This window comes from Proteus mirabilis HI4320, from assembly GCF_000069965.1.
GTDB classification, from domain to species: Bacteria; Pseudomonadota; Gammaproteobacteria; order Enterobacterales; family Enterobacteriaceae; genus Proteus; species Proteus mirabilis.
The window spans coordinates 3,240,038-3,259,500 of sequence record NC_010554.1 but is presented as its reverse complement, the minus strand read 5'-3'; the positions used below and the strand labels follow the sequence as shown (position 1 = coordinate 3,259,500).

16 protein-coding genes are annotated in these 19,463 nt (G+C 39.0%); 5 read left to right on the top strand and 11 right to left on the bottom strand.

From position 1 onward, the window contains the following. The first annotated feature begins 19 nt into the window (after positions 1-19). Entirely contained in the window at positions 20-709 is a 690-nt protein-coding gene (locus PMI_RS14695) for a hypothetical protein (RefSeq protein WP_004250017.1), read from the top strand. Positions 710-827: 118 nt separating this feature from the next. Further along, entirely contained in the window at positions 828-2,807 is a 1,980-nt protein-coding gene (locus PMI_RS14690) for an acyltransferase family protein (protein ID WP_012368572.1), read from the top strand. Positions 2,808-2,897: 90 nt separating this feature from the next. On the opposite strand, the gene PMI_RS14685 is transcribed toward PMI_RS14690, so the two are convergent. The 3 genes from PMI_RS14685 to PMI_RS14675 are packed head-to-tail and all read right to left on the bottom strand — an operon-like array spanning position 2,898 to position 5,732. Beyond that, the gene (locus tag PMI_RS14685; protein WP_004246695.1) at positions 2,898-3,611 is read right to left on the bottom strand and encodes an MgtC/SapB family protein; all 714 of its coding nucleotides are present in this window, start codon (positions 3,609-3,611) and stop codon (positions 2,898-2,900) included. A 38-nt stretch (positions 3,612-3,649) separates the two neighbouring features. Continuing rightward, positions 3,650-4,897 carry an MFS transporter gene (locus PMI_RS14680; protein WP_004249023.1) on the bottom strand — a complete coding sequence of 416 codons (1,248 nt, stop codon included), beginning with the start codon at positions 4,895-4,897 and terminating at the stop codon, positions 3,650-3,652. A gap of 13 nt (positions 4,898-4,910) precedes the next feature. Continuing rightward, complete coding sequence (locus PMI_RS14675; RefSeq protein WP_012368571.1) at positions 4,911-5,732, bottom strand: MBL fold metallo-hydrolase; 822 nt, start codon at positions 5,730-5,732, stop codon at positions 4,911-4,913. 344 nt (positions 5,733-6,076) lie between these two features. Between PMI_RS14675 and PMI_RS14670 the strand changes: the two genes are divergently transcribed. Then, positions 6,077-8,278, top strand: coding sequence for an extracellular solute-binding protein (locus tag PMI_RS14670; RefSeq protein ID WP_012368570.1), 2,202 nt, complete (start codon positions 6,077-6,079; stop codon positions 8,276-8,278). A 71-nt stretch (positions 8,279-8,349) separates the two neighbouring features. Here PMI_RS14670 and PMI_RS14665 read toward each other — a convergent pair whose 3' ends face one another. From PMI_RS14665 to PMI_RS14655, 3 genes are read right to left on the bottom strand one after another with little or no spacing between them, the layout of a single operon-like run. Further along, positions 8,350-9,249: a dimethyl sulfoxide reductase anchor subunit family protein gene (locus PMI_RS14665; protein WP_012368569.1), complete on the bottom strand. Its 900-nt coding sequence runs from the start codon at positions 9,247-9,249 to the stop codon at positions 8,350-8,352. Then, positions 9,246-9,887 (bottom strand): DMSO/selenate family reductase complex B subunit, encoded by a 642-nt coding sequence (locus PMI_RS14660; protein WP_004246705.1) that lies wholly within the window; start codon positions 9,885-9,887, stop codon positions 9,246-9,248. The genes PMI_RS14665 and PMI_RS14660 overlap by 4 nt, the downstream gene beginning before the upstream one ends. Continuing rightward, positions 9,884-12,301, bottom strand: coding sequence for a DMSO/selenate family reductase complex A subunit (locus PMI_RS14655; protein ID WP_012368568.1), 2,418 nt, complete (start codon positions 12,299-12,301; stop codon positions 9,884-9,886). The genes PMI_RS14660 and PMI_RS14655 overlap by 4 nt, the downstream gene beginning before the upstream one ends. A gap of 376 nt (positions 12,302-12,677) precedes the next feature. Between PMI_RS14655 and PMI_RS14650 the strand changes: the two genes are divergently transcribed. After that, the gene (locus tag PMI_RS14650; protein ID WP_004246707.1) at positions 12,678-13,448 is read left to right on the top strand and encodes an AraC family transcriptional regulator; all 771 of its coding nucleotides are present in this window, start codon (positions 12,678-12,680) and stop codon (positions 13,446-13,448) included. A 24-nt stretch (positions 13,449-13,472) separates the two neighbouring features. On the opposite strand, the gene PMI_RS14645 is transcribed toward PMI_RS14650, so the two are convergent. Beyond that, positions 13,473-14,972 (bottom strand): MFS transporter, encoded by a 1,500-nt coding sequence (locus PMI_RS14645; RefSeq protein WP_004249028.1) that lies wholly within the window; start codon positions 14,970-14,972, stop codon positions 13,473-13,475. A 91-nt stretch (positions 14,973-15,063) separates the two neighbouring features. Between PMI_RS14645 and PMI_RS14640 the strand changes: the two genes are divergently transcribed. Next, positions 15,064-15,615: a TetR/AcrR family transcriptional regulator gene (locus tag PMI_RS14640; protein ID WP_004246709.1), complete on the top strand. Its 552-nt coding sequence runs from the start codon at positions 15,064-15,066 to the stop codon at positions 15,613-15,615. 61 nt (positions 15,616-15,676) lie between these two features. On the opposite strand, the gene PMI_RS14635 is transcribed toward PMI_RS14640, so the two are convergent. From PMI_RS14635 to PMI_RS14620, 4 genes are read right to left on the bottom strand one after another with little or no spacing between them, the layout of a single operon-like run. After that, positions 15,677-16,432, bottom strand: coding sequence for an iron ABC transporter ATP-binding protein (locus PMI_RS14635; protein ID WP_004246710.1), 756 nt, complete (start codon positions 16,430-16,432; stop codon positions 15,677-15,679). Position 16,433: 1 nt separating this feature from the next. Next, on the bottom strand, positions 16,434-17,441 hold the full coding sequence (locus PMI_RS14630; RefSeq protein ID WP_004246711.1) for an iron chelate uptake ABC transporter family permease subunit: 1,008 nt from the start codon (positions 17,439-17,441) through the stop codon (positions 16,434-16,436). Further along, a complete protein-coding gene (locus tag PMI_RS14625; RefSeq protein ID WP_004246712.1) occupies positions 17,428-18,390 on the bottom strand; it encodes an ABC transporter permease in 963 nt (320 codons plus the stop codon). Before PMI_RS14625 ends, PMI_RS14630 begins: the two co-directional genes overlap by 14 nt. A gap of 9 nt (positions 18,391-18,399) precedes the next feature. Then, positions 18,400-19,359, bottom strand: a complete 960-nt coding sequence (locus PMI_RS14620; protein WP_012368567.1) for a siderophore ABC transporter substrate-binding protein — start codon at positions 19,357-19,359, stop codon at positions 18,400-18,402. Positions 19,360-19,463 lie beyond the last annotated feature (104 nt).

The following is a 19,463-nucleotide window of genomic DNA, read 5'->3' as shown; positions in this document are numbered from 1 at the left end:
TCGTTACCGAGGTTTATCGATGGCCTATTCATTTTTAACCCAAGCAACAGTTAAAAAATTATCGCGCAATGAAAAGTGGTTACAACAGATTAATAATGAAGATATTATCGATTTGAGTTTAAATGCGGGGCAGCTCATTATTGATAAACCAAAGGTGGATGAGAATTTTATCCCTTTTAGCCAACAATTAGATGTTTATTGTCAGCAAATTGCTCAGCAATTTCCTTTTATAGCGGTGACTCCACAATTACAACTTCATTGCACTTTGTTGACCATTTTTAATCAACCTATAGCGTTATTTGAGCCTCAGAAATTAATGTTACTGGCTTGGTGTCAAAAAATAACGAATATCTTTAATAAGATAGGAAAGATTGAGATCCTATTTAATGATATTATTTTAACGACTAATGGAAGCGTGATATTAATAGGTGTATCAAAAACATTAACGCAGTTTAGACAACAGGTTTACCAGCAAATCCCCATTGATCATCATCTGCATAAAAATATTATTCACATTACGCTTGGGCGCTTACAGGAAAGCGTGTCATCAGAAAAAATAACACCACTTTTTCAATTTTTAGCACATAATCGATTATCACTTCCAATCAATATTAAAACCAGCATTAACTATCCTAAATTTGTGGTGAGCAAAGGCTCACTATCGTCTGAGATATTGTTAAATAAGACGATAGAGTTTAATCAACAGTAACAGTAGATATTTGAAATCATTTATATCAATATTAAAAATATTCTCTTTACAACTAAAGTGATATTTTTAATTGATGTATAATCCAGCAATTCTTTTTATTTGGATAGTACATTGAGTTATGAATATAAAATATCGTGCTGATATTGACGGTTTAAGAGCAATTGCTGTTATTTTGGTTATCTTCTTTCATTTAGATAATCGCTTAATACCATCAGGTTTTATTGGTGTTGATATCTTTTTTGTGATCTCGGGTTTCTTGATCTCGTTAATTATTAAAACATCACTTTTACAAGGTCATTTTTCATTTGGTGATTTTTATATTCGCCGATTATGGCGTTTACAGCCACTCTATCTTTTTGTTTTAGTAGCAGTTCTTGTAATTTCAGGTATTTTCTATCTACCTAGTGATTATCTTGATATCACTAATAGTGAAAAATATGCTTCAGCTTTTCTGTCTAACAAATATTTTGCAAGAGCAACGACTAGTTATGCAGCGCAAGATGCACTCTTCTTACCGTTATTACATACATGGTCTTTAGCAATAGAATGGCAGTGGTATCTATTCTTACCTTTTGTACTCTATTTTCTTCACAAAATTAATCATAAAGAGAAAATAAATAATTTTTATTTTATTGTTTTTATTACAATAATTTCTTTCTCCTTGGTGCTTGTTTATCAAAAAGATCAACCTAAGAATTATTATTACTTTAGTACGCGTATATTTGAGTTTATGTTAGGGGCTTGTGTTGCTTATTTACCCGTAAAAGTAATCATTAATCAAAGAGTTAATAGTGTTATTAGTCTCATCGCCTTAGGGGTTATCTTTTGGATAGCCGTTCAAAAAGATGTGATTGCTGGTTATCCGAATTTCAATACGTTATATGTTTGTCTTAGTGTTGCACTAATTATTTATACAGGACAACATGGCAGTATTATTCAAAAAGTGTTGTCATTAAAGCCAATAGTGATCATTGGATTATTATCTTATTCACTTTATTTATGGCACTGGCCCTTATTTGCTATTGCGCGTTATATAGGCGTATTTAACACCGAGATACAAAAAGGGTTATTTTTAGCATTAACATTTTTACTCTCTATTTTTTCTTACCTTCTTATTGAAAAACCGTTTAGAAGAAAGCGTTTGAACTTTAAATATTCGATAACATTATTGTTTGTTATACCTATTTTATTGGCTTTAGGATTAAATGCATTAAATGAAAAGTATCATGGATTTGGAGTAAGGCTTGGGCAAAATTACGTTAATTTAGAAAACAAACTCAATCAATTCGATTATCCCAATCGAGGTAATTGTATGAATTTTCAAGCCTCTGATCCTGATAAGATGTGTCATATTGGTAAAGTGGGTAGCCAGAAAAAAGCCTTTTTATTAGGGGATTCCCATGCTAATCATTTTTGGGGATTTATGGATATTTTAGGTAAAGATGCTGAGCTTGATGTCTATGCGCAAGCAACTTCATCATGCATTACTATTCCTAATATTTATCTTTATGATTGGTCTAATCATAAGAATACGGTTTATCAACGTTGTTATGATCAAACAGCAAAATATTACCAGATTATTAAACATAATCGGTTTGATTATGTGATTTTTGGACAGGTTTGGAATAATTACGCCTCAAATCATGTTATTAATAAAATAGGTGATAAAAGAACGGTTGAGGCATCTCGTCAACGTGTGGAAAAATCGATGCGTGAAGCGCTTGATATCATTGTTGCTACTGGAGCCAAACCTGTTTTTATAAAAACCGTTTATTCAATGCCTCGTGGTTTTATGACCTGTTTTTATGAAAATGCCAAGTTAAGAAAAGATTTTGCTGATAACAACTGTAATCCCAAAAACTATAAAGGTGAGGGGAATACATGGATGAACCAATTATTTGCTAAATTAAAACAGGACTATCCAAGCTTAATTATTATCGATCCTAAAGATGTACAATGCGATAAAGATACCTGCTTAACAGATATTGAAGGAGTGCCGGTTTATCGTGATGTAGGACATATTACTGATTATGCATCAACGATTTTTGGCATGATGTATCTTAATAAGATGGGTAATCCATTTAAAGAGAACCAATAACCAAGCTGTTTTTACTTAGATTATAATAGTGCCACCTATTTAAGAATATAGGGGCACTATGGTTGTTTCTCTATCAATAATAGAATTAATTTAATGATCTAGCGAAACAGAATGTACATGCTGTAATTGTTTTAATGAGCAATAAAACTCTGGTAAGGTTATTTTTTGTCGCACAAGTAGTTTTAAGTTAACTTCAACGCGCTCCTTTTTAATATCACGAATAGTCAGGTTTTCAATAACGTTTTTGTTGCTTTTTAAATAGTCAATTAAAAGAGGAACACCACTTTCATGAGTAAATAGCATTCGCACTTTAATTTTACCTAAGCGTTGATTATTCATTTGAAACAGCACTACTTGTGGGCTCAGTTTAATAGCCATAAAAAAGAGGAAAGTCACAACGATAGCATGCCAATAAAAGCCGGAGCCACAGGCGATACCCACTCCCGCAGATGCCCAAACAATGGCCGCAGTCGTTAATCCTGAAATGGCATCATCTCGTCGATGTAAAATAACACCAGCGCCCAGAAAGCCGACCCCACTGATAATTTGTGCAGCTAACCGCATGGGATCACTGCGAATATTGTCAGAAATATTGGCGTAATATTCGGCTGATTGAATAGAGACAATGGTTAATAAACAACTGGCAACAGCAATAATGACACAAGTTTTAAAACCAACTGGTTTTCCCTTTGATTCACGCTCTAAGCCAATAAGACCGCCTAAGATAAAGGCGGCCAGTAATTTAGCAATACTTGATAGTGATAATGGGCCAATAGTGTCAACAAACTGTATTAATGCATCCATGGTTTGCTCCTGACGTTGGCTTATTTTTTATTTTAAAATTAAGGTGCTGTAATTCCTCGTGATGTTTCTTTATTTTCACTATTTCTTTTTTTAGAAACATCATCTTTAAAGAAGAAAATAAAGAATAGGGTTACCACCGCCGCTACAATGGCAGGATAGACCCAGAATGTTGACCATTGTGGTAATGCTGCATCACCTGTTTCAGTTACGGTTGTGTTAAAGATTTGACCACAAATAGTGGAAGCAAATAGTAAGCCGAAACCATTAGAGACAATAAAGCGCAGACCTTGTGCTTGTGCACGAATTTCAGGTTTTGCTTTGCGATCGACATAGATATCTCCTGCAGTAAAGAAGAAATCCCAACATAATCCCTGTAGCATTAATCCGATGACGATAAAGTAAAGCTCTGTATTTACTGCAGCATAAGAGAAAAACATAGAGCGTATGATCCAGCTCACGGCTCCTAGCAGTAGTGTAATTTTGAAGCCAAATTTCATTAAGAAGAATGACAAAACAAACATAAACAGAACTTCGCAAGCGATCCCTATTTGCATAATAGAAGCTGCATTATCAAAGCCTAATGCTTTAATAAAGACAGGAATATAAGCAGAATAAGCTGTTTTGGGGATCATTAAAATAAAGATGCTAAACATCAAAATAGCAAAGTAGCGATCTTTAAATAAAGACAATGCATCTAAACATAAAATATCGCGTAGTGAGAAAGGCTGGCCTTTCGCTTTAGGTGGCGTATTAGGTAATGTAAAACAATAGAAACCGAGTAATACACCAACTGCAGAAGCGATATACCAAGTCATTGTGCTACCAGAGAAGCCCATTTCACCCAATATAAAACCAATTGCCATAAAACCAAACGTACCAAATACGCGAATAATTGGGAAATATTTAACCCCATTAATATGGGAGAAACTAATGCTATTAGATAGCGCAGTGGTTGGATAAAACAATAAGCCAATAATAAAAATTAAAAATAATGTCATGCCACTGTTTTGAGCTTCAATAAATTGGGGAACACAGAGAATAACGACGGCATTAATTAAATGAAGTATCCCCATGACTTTTTGTGAAGCAAAGAAACGATCTGCGACCATACCAATAAATAAGGGGGAGATAATTGTCGCGACACCTAATAAGGCATAAGCATTGCCGATAATGCTTGCCATACCATAACTACTTAATACGAGTCCCATGGTCATATTCCATGCTCCTTGCATGAAATATTGCACAAACATCATAATAAGTAGGCGAGAAGTTATTTTCATATCCATTGTCGTACCCCTCTTAATTGGTTTCTAACGTTAATCCGTCGTAGGCAACACGGATATGATGAGGAGCACAGACCGTTTCTAATTCATGATGCAGTAATTTACCGCTATGTGAGATATGCGAAACGACAATCTGTGTAGCTTGATGTAAACAGCCTTGTTGTTGCAGTTTTTCTTTGGCGGCAAAAACCGTTTCTAAGCTCATATGATTATCTGTACGATCTTTTCCATTTAAGCCATAAGTGCACTCAAAAACAACAATATCAAGCGGTTTGTTTTCTAACCATTGCCAAGTTAATGCTGGGAACCAACCCGAATCATGGCCATAGAAAATAGCTTTGCCATCTTTCTCAATATGATACACATAACAAAGTTCCCATTTTGCATGATTAGCAAGTAGCGGCGTAATTTTATAACCATTTCTTTCGACCGTAACGAAAGGGATTAAGCAATGAAATGCAAATCGCTCTTTCGTATAACCTGGTAATACTTCAATACAGCCATTGATAGCGCGATCGTTACCGAAAATATGTAAAGGATGGTTAATTTCAAAACCATAGCCTTCCATTCTGCTAAATAGTTCACCAACATTAAAATGATCAGGATGAGTATGAGTAAATAGCAAACTTTCAAAATGTGTTGCGTCCATACCATCACGCATCAGTTGGTAACTAAAAGTGGGGGAGACATCGATCAACATAATGTCATCCACAATAGCAGAAGAGTGCGTTCTAATATCTTTACCGGCTAATTTTCTTGCTTTCAGACAGTGTTCACAACGGCAGAAGGGATTCGGTATGCCTTCTGAGGCAGCCGTCCCTAAAAAATGAAGCTTCATAATAAATCCCCTTATCTTATTGTTTATTAGTATTTTATTAATTTTCTGGTGTTGGCTATTTGTAGGTTACAAACAAATTTGAACGTTCCAATAATAAAATGACATGTGTTATTTGCCAATAAATGAAGATCAGATCAGTGATCTTATTCAAATATTATTTACTAATATGTTGATTAGTATATATATTTATTTTAATTGGTATTGATAATTATTTATTATCTTTAATTTTTAATAGATTGATTTATCAGCTAATTGTAAGTGGAACGTTCAAATCAATTATCAGTAGTCGTGATAAATAATTCAGGTATGCTAGTGAAGGTGGAAATAGAGGTGAAAGAAGAGAAATGGCGACGATCAAGGACATTGCAAAACTAGCGGGTGTTTCGCATGGTACGGTATCTAACGTATTGAATAAACGTGGAAATGTAAGTGTTGAAAAAATTGAAGCAGTCTATCAAGCTGCTAAACAGATGGGCTATCAATTAAATACACAAGCCCAACTACTAAGAACCAATAGAAGCCATAAAATTGCGATCTTATTACCCCAACTGGTTTCTGAAAAATATGCGATCTTCTTTAATGCTTTTAGACAGTCGATCGTTAATTTTCCAGAGATCAGCTACGATCTTTTTTTAACAGATCTTCTTGAGACCACTGAGCGTGATCTGCTACAAAAAATTGCTGCAGGTGGCTATAAGCAAGTAGTCACCGTAAGTTGTCTTAAAGATGCTAAATACTATTTTGACACGTTAAAACTTCCACCTTCACAAATTATCTTTATTTATCACAAACCCCTCAATGCACAACGTTTTTTTACGTTAGATTTTGCACAAGCGGCGGAGTCAATTTGCCAGCAAGTGGCACAAACAGCTGGCAAGGTGGTGGGGATTTTTGGCGATAATCAAGATGAATTAAATAGTCAGGTTTTTGCTAATCAATTGCAAATACGGCTTTCTCAAACTGCACCCGATAAAAAATGTGTCATACTTAGCGCTTCTGATGAAGAGAGTTATAAAATTGCTTTTGACTTCTTTTCTATGGAGCCAGTCCCCGATATCTTTGTCACACAAGATATTGAGAAAGCTCGCTATTTAACACAAGCAAGCTATTTTGGCAGTTCTTCAGATTGTCCTATTATCTTTGCTCTAAGTGATAATATTCCGCCGGTAATAAAAGGGTTATATTGTTTTCCAATGAACTATGCTCAGCTTGGTTTGGAAGTCGCTGAGGCACTATTAATCGCAGAGCCGCATGAGTACAAAAATAATAATGTATCTGTCGCAAATCGAAGTTCATATCTGTATACGGCAACACCAGCAGTAATGAGTGATGATAAATCACAAATTAGTCTTAATTTACTAACGTTGCCAAGCCCTTCAACAACGGCATTAAAAAAACTACTTCCTCATTTTTATCGTCAAACTGGTATCAAGGTGAATTTAGCTATTCATCCTTATGATGAAGTCTATCAAATTTTAAGCCAACTTCATTTACACCCTTATTATGATCTGTTGCGTATTGATATGGCGTGTTTTCCATGGTTTGCTGAGCGAATATTGCGACCATTAGATAAAATTGGTGATGGATTAACTGATTTATTGAGTCACTTTTCCTTACCTACGCAACAAAAATTTGGTTTGGTTAATGATGTCGCTTATGCAATGCCGTTCGATGCTAGCGCTCAATTACTGTTTTATCGTAAAGATCTGTTTGAAGATACTATTTTAAAAAGAATGTATTACGAAAAAACAGGTAATGAATTAACTGTGCCGACAACCTTTGAAGAGTACGATAATGTGACTCAGTTTTTTACTGAGTTGCATCAAGCCGGGCAAGCTCATTGTCCGATGGGAGCTTCAACCACATTAGGAAGTGCGGGATTAATCGCAACTGAATACTTATTACGTTATTACGCTAAAGGTGGGCGTTTAATCGGTAGTGATAATATTCCGCGCTTAGCGATGCCCTTGGCCGCTGAGGTATTAGCAGATTATTTGCATCAGTTGTCGATCACCGAAAATATCAACCATAAATGGTGGAGTGGCTCGGTCAGACAATTTGAGCAAGGTCATCTGGCAATGCTTATCTCTTATATGAATTTATTTAATGATGTCGCACATAGCGATATTTTACCTAAAATTGGTTTTGCTCCCGTTCCGGGTGGTGTACCACAATTAGGGGGTGGGGTACTTGGGGTGTCGCGTTACAGTAGAAAATCATCTTACGCTGAACTGTTTTATCGTTGGCTTTATTCTCCTGTTGTGATGGATCACTTAATTTTATTGGGTGGAAATAGTAACCATGAAAATTTTAGTCATAACCAAGAAATTAGCCACCGTTATCCATGGATGACACTAGCTTATCAGGAAATTAATCAAGGAATACGAGAATCATCAGTGCCGAATGGTAAATTATTTAACTTAAGGCAAGCTGAGATTATTATTGGTCAGGGTATTACTAATGTGATTAATCATATTATGACAATAGAAGAAACGATTGATTATATTAATCAACGTCTGTTGATTGATACTCAGGGTGAACGATGATCTTTGATAAAAAATCAGGGGCTAATAATTCCCCTGATAATTGTCATCTTCAATAACTGGCTGATCGTGATTTAGTGAATTGAATAAAACACATAACGCAAAGCAAATTCTGCAATAATTGCCATGATACCGCCATAGACAAAAATGGACTCCGTTGATTTTTGCTGAGTTTGGCCCATCAAATATTTTACTAAACTATAGCCACACACCAATACAGCCAAAGTTGCTAAGATCCAACTGGTCATACGTAATGGGCCAATGGAGTAATAGACTTCAATAGGTGATAACGGAAAGGTTACCGATGTTTGGCTATAGAGCGTACGAGTTAAATAGTGTTCATAAAAAGGTTGATAGAGTAATCGGCCAATTAAACTAAATGCCATGATCCCCCACAATTGCCATTTCCAACGGATAGGGAAAGGGGCTGATGGTATTTCTATCCCTAATTTATTGCCTATACGCTGCAATATCTTTAGCAGCAAAAAGAATATTGTTGCCCCTAATGTGAGCATCGCGCCAAAAAACATCACATAAGTGTTGTTATCCATCCATGTTAAAATGGAAGTATGGCGATAAATGGATGCCATGCAATAAATGTCAAACAGACCAATCAGAAGGCTTGCACCAAATAGCAGCATCGAAAATTTACTGGTACGCCATAGCCATAAAAAGGTGATCCCTAAACATCCTACAAAAATGGCAGTGACAGCAACTTCGCGACTTAACCAAGCTGAAAAGACATTTCTAATGGCATTCGGAGCATTTAACGGCACGCCTAAGTGAGTAATGGAGGCAATAGAGCCTAAACCGGCTAATCCACAAATCACCAATAAGGTTAGTAACATAAAGCGATAATAGCTTTCAGCACTGAGATAATGTGCAAGACGGCGTGCAAAAAGGCCTGTTATGAGTGTTAAGCCAATAGTGGCATTCATCATAAAGGTGAAAATCAATAATGACCATTCATTCATTTTATTTCTCCTTTATTATTTATAGTGTCATTATTTGCCCCTTGGTGAGGGTTGATCACTAGGTTTGGATGAGTTATTTCAGGAGAAGGCAAACCAGTGACATAATTAACTTCACCATAGCGTTCACGTAGTTCATCAATTGGACCAAATTGAATGGCCCCAAGTGGGCAGGTCGCAACGCAAACAGGCTGTTCACCTTTTTGTTGTAAGTCGATACAAAAATCGCATTTTGACATCTGCTTGGTTTCAGGATCCATTTGCGGTGCGCCATAAGGACAAGACCACGCACAGGCGCCACAACCAACACATTTGTCAGTATCTACCATCACAATGCCATCACCTTCGCGTTTATGCATCGCGGTAGTTGGGCAGTTTTTAACACAAATGGGATCATCGCAATGATTGCAAGAGATAGATAAAGTGTAAGCAAAGACATTATTAATTAATGCACCGTTAGTATTACGGCTATAACCACCACCAGTGATTTCATATACACGGCGAAATTTGCGGCCAACATCGAGGTTATTTTTATCTTTACAAGCAACCTGACACGCCTTGCAGCCCGAACAGCGAGCACTGTCGATATAAAACCCTAGCTGTTTACTGCTTACTGCGGGATAAACGATAAATTTACTCATGCTTTTACTACCTCGACCAATAAAGTTTGGTGAGCATTACCGTGTGCCATTGCGGTGCTACGGGATGAGGTTAAGACGTTGGCACATCCCCCTTGATCGATACCTTGTTTATCTGGTTGCCACCAAGCACCTGCTTGTAAAGCAACGACACCAGGCATAATGCGTTGTGTGAGTTTGACGGGAACTAAGGTGATCCCACGGTCGTTATAGACTTTGACTTTATCGCCTTGTTTGATATTTCTATCTTCGGCATCTAATGGGTTGATCCATAATTCTTGACGTTGTACTTCTTGCAGCCAAGGATTAGCAAATTGTGTTGAGTTTGCGCGGTTACGTCCTTTCCACGTGATGAGTTGTAGTGGAAATTTATCTGTTAACGTATCTTCGGGCCCTTCAATGGCAGGCACATAATGAGAAAGTGCGGGGATCTCGCTATTATTCATCTCATATAAGCGTTTAGAGAAGATCTCAATCTTTCCTGATGGGGTTGGAAATGGATTATTTTCTATATCTTGAATATTTTTCTCAAACGCAACATTTTGGGTATGAGGGCGATGTTTTAGCAGATGACGACGTTTAACCAATAATTCATCAAAGGTAGGAATACCATCTTCAGGACGTTTAATACTGGCATCATTGACTAAATATTCAATCCAGTCGCGATCAGTGGCTTTACCTTCGCTAAATTGTTCACCGACCCCCAGTTTATCAGCCACTTCACATAACCAATCGTAGTCGGTACGACGTTCAAACTCTGGCTCTATCACTTTTTCGGACAGAATAATATAATCGCCATAACTCCATGTGCCTCCAATATTCCAGCGCTCTAAAAAGCTGGTTTCAGGCAGTAAGATATCCGCATATTTGGCGCTAGGTGTTAAATAGAGGTCGCTACAGACGATAAATTCAACTTTTGATTCATCTTCAAGCACTTTAGCGGCATGAAGAATATCGGTATTTTGATTCACCATATAATTACCCGCCATTGAGAAAATCATCTTGATTTCAGTATCAAGTTTCTCGGCATTGAGTAAGCCATTTTGTGGTGTGACCAAATTTTTATCTTCACACGCTTGCACCCAATTGGTGATATTGATTTTTGCTTTAACGGGATTGGTCAATAAACTTGGGCCGGCAATGGTTTTACGTAACTCAGAGTTTAATGCCATGCCATAGCCAGCCGCCCAGCCACCGCGTACACCAACGTTGCCGGTAATAGTCGCTAACAGTGTCGCACCGCGTGCCGTCCGTTCACCACAAATATGACGTTGTGGCCCCCAACCTTGGATTAATGCTGCCGGTTTTGTAGAAGCATATTCACGGGCTAATTGACGAATAGTATCTGCGGGTACTTTAGTGATAGGCTCCGCCCATTCAGGGGTTTTCTTGATCCCGTCTTTCTTCCCCATTAAATAGGCAACTAAAGACTCATTTTCACCAACGCCTTCTGGCATCTGATGCTCATCAAAACCAAGGGTGTATTTGTCGATAAAGGCCTGATCATGCAGGTTTTCACTGACAATGACATACATCATGGCATCCATCATCGCGTTATCAGTGGTCGGTAACAGCGGGATCCACTGGTCAGCTAAAGAAGAGGCAGTATCGGAATAACGTGGATCAACGACAATAAATTTAGTGCCGTTTTTTTTCATTTTTTGGAAGTAATGATTGGAATGCCCAAAAATAGTTTCATTAGGATTATGTCCCCATAGAATAACTAAAGGGGTATTTGCTAATGTATCTAATGTACTTCCGCTAGCGGCTGTACCGTAAGTATAAGGGGTAACGGCAAGGGTGTTACCATTACTCACGGAGTGATAATTCTCCAGAAAGCCGCCAGTTAGGTTAAACAGACGGCGTAGCATATTAGCACCAGAAAAAATGCCACCAGTCACCCCGGTGCTTAAACTGACAAAACGTGAGGCAGGGCCATATTGCTTGGTAATACGTTGCATATTTTGTGCAATAAGCGTCGTAGCTTCTTCCCAAGTGATGCGCTCAAATCGACCTTCACCACGCTTACCTACTCGCTTCATGGGATATTTTAATCGATCAGGATGATAGACAAATTTACGATAACCACGGCCCCGTACACAGGCTCGCATGATAGGCATCTCTTCATCTAAATCGGCGTCAGGTCGAGTGCTAATACGTGTCACTTTGCCATCTTTAACGTGCGCGCGAATATCACATTTTCCGCCACAGTCAAAACTACTACAGGTAGAGACAACACGCTCACTCTCTTTGGCGTCAATCGTTTTTTCAGCTATTGCATGATCTTGTGTTGCCGCCATCGTGTTGGAGGAAAAAAAGGGCAGTGTGACTAATGCCGAACTCGCTTGAATAAAATGGCGACGACTTATATCACCGGAAATTGGCTTAATACTATGATGATCGGACTGATTGCTCATATAAATGCTACCTTAGATATAATAAGCGGAAGCCAATTTACCCGATACTTGATATAAAGATGTGTATGCGTTTTCTAGACTATTGATATGGGGATATCTGGTTTCCGCTGCATTATTATTGAATGCATACCGCGTTGCAGAGCGCCTGAAACAACCTCTGCAAGAGGGATAGTAGAGGATTAATCGCTTTCCAACATGCCAAGATCAGACAATGACATTAGAATTTCGGCCTATTTATTGACAGTGTTAATAGTAAGTTTTATAGCTGTTAACGGGATAGGGTGGCTAAATAGCGAAAGGGGTTAATTCGCCATCTTGCAATGTGATAGTGACCAGATTTGCTCATCAGCAAGAAAGATAAAAAAGTAGGTTTAATGTGAGAAATGTGCCGTTAGAAAGTGTTGATCTCCTTGAGAGAGATGTGATTGCGCTGGGTACAGATTATCTGCCTAATACGCTATTAGAAACGCATCGACATCGACGAGCGCAATTTTTATATCCCGCTACCGGATTGATTGAAGTGAGCACAAATGATGGGGAATGGGTTATCCCTCCCTCTTGTGGTGTGTGGATCCCTCCTCAGACGGGGCATGAAACACGCATGTTAGATGTGAGTACCAGAAGTTTATATATTGAGCCAGCGGCAGCTCCTCGTCAGAGTCAACAGTGTGAAGTGTTAAGAGTGTCACCGCTTTTACGTCAATTACTTCTTGAAGCCGTTGATGTGCCTGCGCAATATGATAAAAAAGGGCGCGATGGTATTTTAATGCAACTTATCTTATATGAGTTAGCGAAAGCAGAACCTTTGCCTTTCTTTGTTCCTATTCCACAGGACAGTAAATTAGCTAAATTATGTCGCGATTTTATTCGTCAGCCCAAAATTGACGCTCTACCTCAGCAGTGGGCCGAGAAATTACATAAAAGTGAACGCTCGTTTAGCCGTTTTTTCCGCCAACAGACGGGAATGGCATTTTCACAATGGCGTCAGCAAGTCTGTCTTTTAAACTCACTCACGCAAATTTTATCAGGGCATAGCATTACCGCTGTGGCTTTTGATTTGGGCTATAACAGCGCTAGCTCTTTTTCTACTATGTTTAAAAAGCAGATGGGACAATCACCTTCTGATTTTGTGAGAAACGCGCCATAACGGCGCGTTTTCTATGAGCTTGAATTAGTGGCTGGGCTTGTTTTCTCTTACCGCATTACGCAAGCAATAAGGGAGTGCAATTAAGCTTATTGTAGTCACAATGGCTGTGGCGATCAGAACGATAGAAAAGGCATATTCAAACGCACTATTAGCCTGTGCGATTAAGAGGGTCGCCGCTGCTTCGGGAAGCTTTTCAGCGACAATAAGTGCTTCATCTAAACTATCATAAACGACACTATTGACGTTAAGCGTATCCGGTAAAGTTAGTTTTAAGGTATAGAGAGTGCTCATTAAACTCCCCATAAATGTCACGCCAATCACGCTACCCAACTCATAGGCGATATCTTCAATAGAAGCGGCCATACCTGCTTGTTTATCGTCGACACTTAGCATAATAGAGGTCGATGCGGTGGTAAAAATAATGCCTAAACCAAAGCCAATCAAAAAGAGGCTACCCATTAGCATTATCGGTGAGTTTGAAATGGCAATTAACCATAAGTTACCCATTAATGTTAGGGCGAATCCGATAATAATTAAGCGCACTGCACCTAAACGCGCTAGCCAAAACCCAGCCAAAGGAGAGGCTAATACTGAGCCGATAGGGATAGGTAAAATCACTAAAGCTGCATTCAATGGTGTAAAGCCGGCGACTAACTGTAAGCGTTGGCTTAGCAGAAATTCAATACCCACGATGATCACCATAGAAAGAGTCGACATTGCCACACCGACACTGAAATAGCGCTTTTTAAATAGGCTAAAATCAATCATTGGATGCGTTTGACGACGTTGGCGCCGCGCAAATAGTGTGAGAAAAATAATGGCAATAAGGGTGGCGATGATCACTTCATTCCATTGTGTATAAGCCTTACCTATCTCTTTTAAGGTATAAATAGCGCTGACTAAGCCAATCAAAATAAGTATTGAGCTTAAATAATCAATTTTATGCTGCCGTTGTCCCGAAAAGTGAGGAATTAGCCAAATCGAGAAAGGAAGCACAAGTAGTACAATAGGGACATTGATCAAAAAGACTGAGCCCCACCAGAAATGGTTTAATAGCAACCCACCAATTAAAGGCCCTAATGCCGCGCCACCAGAAGCAACAGCAGACCAAATACCGATGGCGACGGCACGCTCTTGTGGATGAGTAAATACTTGTCTCACAATAGACAACGTTGCAGGCATGCTCATAGCAGCACCGACGGCCAAGAAACCACGAGAAATAATTAAGCTGGTGGCACTAGGGGAATAAGCCGCACATAATGAGGCGATGGCAAAAAGGGGTAATCCGCTAATAAATAACGTCTTATGACCTATTCTATCAGTAAGCATACCTGCTGCTGGCAACAGCCCTGCGACAATCAGCGGATAGGCATTCATGATCCATAGTTTTTCTGAGGCGCTCGCATTGAGATCATGAGTTAAACGCGGTAGTGCGGTATAAAGTACGGTAACATCAACAACAATTAGAAACAGCATACTTGATACTAAAAGTAAGACTATCCAACGCTTATAATCTTTTATCATATAAAGTCTCAGTGGTTATCTTAGGTGTTATATTTAGCTAGGAATAATAATTTTAAATCCATACGGTCGTATTGAAAAGAGGTTTTTTTAAATGGGACGCCAAAGAACGATTGATAGAGAAAAGTTACTTGAGGCTATTTTTGACATCGTGATGGAGCAAGGGGCTGCCGCTCTGACTATCGATACGGTGGCCAAAAAAATGGGGATTTCTAAAGGTGGTGTCCAATATTGCTTTAATAGTAAAGAAGCGATGATTGATGCCATGTTTGAACATTGGGAAGGAGGATATGAAGCGCGATTTAATCAGGTGGTTGCCAATGATAACTCAGCCAATAATCGCGTTAGAGCACATATTCATGCAACTCATGATCACGATAAGCTCTCTTTTGCCAAAGGAGCCAGCTTAATGGCTGCGTTACTGCAAACGCCAGAATATTTGCAAAGTACTAAAGCGTGGTATCAGCAAAGATTAGCGGGTGTCGATACCACAACAGTAGAGGGGAAACGGGCGAGACTGGCTTTTTTAGCCACCGAGGGGGCTTTCTTGCTACGGTATTTTGGTTTAATGGATATTGATGATAATGAGTGGGAAGAGATTTTTAGCGATATTGATTCTGAACTGGTTACAGTGACTACGAAGTAATTAAACAGCATATTGTTTAAAAGTAACAATATGCTGTTTGGCTTTCGGTGAAATAGCAATATTAGTAATACATCGCGATAAGCTTATCATCCAACTCTTTAACGTCGACGGGAGTATCGAAAATATCTTCGATAATATCGGATTTCATGATCTCTTTAGGTGAGCCATGATAGTAAAGTTGCCCGTTGCGCATGGCTAAAATGTAGTCGGAATACACAGAGGCGAAATTGATATCATGAATGACGATGATAATGGTTTTTCCTAGCTCATCGGCGGCTTTACGCAGTAATTTCATCATAATGACCGCGTGTTTCATATCAAGATTGTTAAGCGGTTCATCAAGCATCACGTATTCAGTATCTTGACATAATACCATTGCAACATAAGTACGCTGGCGTTGCCCACCGGATAATTCATCAAGATAACGGTGACGAAATTCAGTCAAATTAAGAAAATCGAGTGATTCATCAATCACTTTCTTATCTTCTAGCGTTAAGCGTCCTTTACTATAAGGGTAGCGACCAAAACCGACTAACTCTTCAACAGTTAAGCGACTCACAAACTGATTTTCTTGGCGTAGTATGGAAAGGTTTTTGGCTAATACATCACTCTCTGTGGCCGCAACATCCATGCCATTCACACTGACCATACCGCTTTCTGGCATCAGTAGACGGCCTATTACAGAAAGTAAGGTGGATTTACCCGCACCATTGGGTCCGATGATTGAAGTAATACCGCCACGTTGAATGGTTGTTGTAATATTATCGAGCACTGTTGTGTCTTGATAACGTTTTGATATCTTACTGATTTCAATCATATTAAAGTCTTCTTAATACCAAATAAATAAAGAACATACCACCAATAAACTCAATCACAACAGAGAGAGTACCTGTCATTTTTAAGCCATACTCTAAAATCAATTGTCCGCCAATCAGTGCGATAGTGCCTAATAAGAATGCCACAGGCATTAAAAAGCGGTGCTGACTGCTACCACTAATATGATAAGCCAGATTAGCAACAATTAAGCCTAAAAATGTCAACGGCCCTACTAATGCTGTTGATACCGCAACCAGAACAGAGATAAGTAATAGAATATAAGTCGTTTGCTTACGATAATTAATACCAAGATTAATCGCATTCGCCTGACCTAAGGCCATCACATCAAAACTATAACGCATACGCCAAAGTAATACGCCGACGACGACAATAATGGCTAATGCACATAAGATAAGATCAGGAGTGGCTCGAGTAAATGTCGCAAACATACGGCTTTGTAAGACAGAAAACTCATTTGGGTCCATGAGGCGTTGTAATAGCGTTGCACTGCTACGAAATAGGGTGCCTAAAATAATACCAATCATAAGGACTAAATTGATATTAAAGCGTACTGAACTAAATAGCCAACGATATAGAACCACCGAAAATAACACTAATAAGGCCGACTCTAAAAAGAACTTCGTCAGATTGGCCATCCAAGAGGCGGGCATATCCCCTTCAAAAAAGATAAAGAGCGTTTGTAGCAATACAAACAGAGCTTCTAAGCCCATTAATGAAGGAGTAAGAATGCGGTTATTGGCGATAGTCTGAAACAGTATAGTAGAAACGCCTGCCGCAAAGGCGACGATGATCATCGTCAGAATAATATAAGCGCGGTGTGTCAGAATATAAGAGATATTACCGTTTAGGTTGATCGTCATAAACAGCGCAATGGCTAATAATGAGACGCCAAGTAAGAGCCAAATACGCGCCATAGGTGAGAGGCGCACTTTCTTAGGTTGAACAGCGCCAGTATATTTGCTAATCATGGATGAATTAACTTTTTGCATAACGTTGCTGCTTCAGTAGTAAGAAAAGGAAGATCACAGCACCTACCGCCCCTAAAATGACACTTGCGGGGATCTCAAATGGATAACGGATCAGGCGACCAATCACATCACAGAGTAAAACAATGGCTCCACCGCTTAAGCATACCCACGGGATGGTTTTGCGAATATTATCTCCCATCACTAGGCTAACTAAATTTGGCACGATCAAACCAAGGAAAGGTAGAGCACCAACAACAGACACCACCACACCACTAATTAAAGCGATAATAGATAAACCGATAATCATCACTTTACGATAGTTAAGTCCAACGTTGATGGAAAATTCACGTCCCATACCTGCCACGGTAAAGCTATCCGCGACCCAACACGCCATTAATGCAAGGGCACCGACAAGCCATAGCAGCTCATAACGACCTTGTAAGACACTGGAGAAGTCTCCGCTAGTCCACGCATCTAGTGATTGTAGTAAATCAAAATAGACGGCAAGAAAGATGGTTAGAGCACCTATCACTGCACTTAGCATAATACCGACAAGTGGCACGATTAATGCGGTCTTTAAGGCAATTCTCTGTAGCAACAACATAAATAACACAGTGCCTAAAAGTGCAAAAACAGTGGCTACCATCATTTTGGTGAAAATGCCTGCCGCGGGGAAAAGCAACATCACGACTAATAAACCGAGACTGGCTGATTGTGTTGTACCTGCAAGAGAAGGCTCAACAAAGCGGTTTTGCGTGAGCAGTTGCATGATTAAACCAGCAACACTAATTGCGCCCCCAGCAAGTAATAATGACAGGGTTCTTGGTACGCGACTAATAAAGAAGATATCGCGCATATCGGGATCAGTAAAAAGCGAAGCAGGAGTGATATCTCCTGCGCCGATAAATAGACTGATCATTGAGAGGATAGCGATAAGTCCTATCCCCAATGATAAATGGAACGTTTTCATTCAGTTACTTTATTTTTTTTGATCCAACGCCTGATTAATTGTATCCATTAAGCGAGAGTAAGTTTGTATCCCACCTGAGATATAAATCGAGCTGGCATCAAGATAGATAATTTGGTCTTTATTCCATGCATTAACCTTTCTAACTAGGGCATTATCAAGCACTTGTTTTGCAGGTTGTGAATCTTCACGACCAATTGCTGCATCACGGTCAATGACAAACATCCAGTCTGGATTAAGTTTTAGCAGTAGTTCTGAGTTAACAATATTACCGTGAGAGCCTGGGCTATCGAAAGTATATGCAGGTTCAAAGCCCAATACATCGTAGATAAAACCAAAGCGAGAGCCTGGGCCATAAGCGGAAATTTTACCGCCACTGACTAATACGACCATTGCTTTACCCGCATCTGGGGTTTTTGCTTTTACCGTATCAATTTTGCTATTGAAGTCAGCTAATAATTTTTTAGCTTGTTCTTCTTTACCAAAAATTTGACCTAAAGTCGTTGTACGCTCAGTGAGGCTGTCAATAAAGCGTGTGCTGTCGATATCCATAGAAATGGATGGTGCGATTTCACTTAATTTGGCATATGCATCGCGAGCACGACTACCCGTTAAAATCAGATCAGGGGCAGTAGTACTGAGTTTTTCGTAGTTTGGTTCAAACAGGCCACCTTCGTTGATGTACTCATTTTCGTTGGTGTATTTCTCTAGAAATTTAGGTAAGTGGACGTTTGTTTGTGGTAGGCCAACAACAGGTACGCCAAGAGCATCAATAATATCAAGTGTTTCCATGTTCATCACAACCACTTTTTGTGGGTGAGCAGGGATCTCAGTGGTGCCTTGAGCATGTTCGATAGTGAGAGTTTGTTTCTCTGTGGATTGCGTTGTTGAGGTATCTTGTGCGTTATCACAACCTGCGATAACCAGAGAAGACAGCAATAAGAACAGTGGGCTTAATGATTTTTTAAACATTCTCTTTCCCATATTGTTGCGATATGAAATAGCACAGTTTACTAGCTGTGACCTAATAATGAGCTTCACAAAGGAAACAATGATTATACCAAAAAACTAAAGAG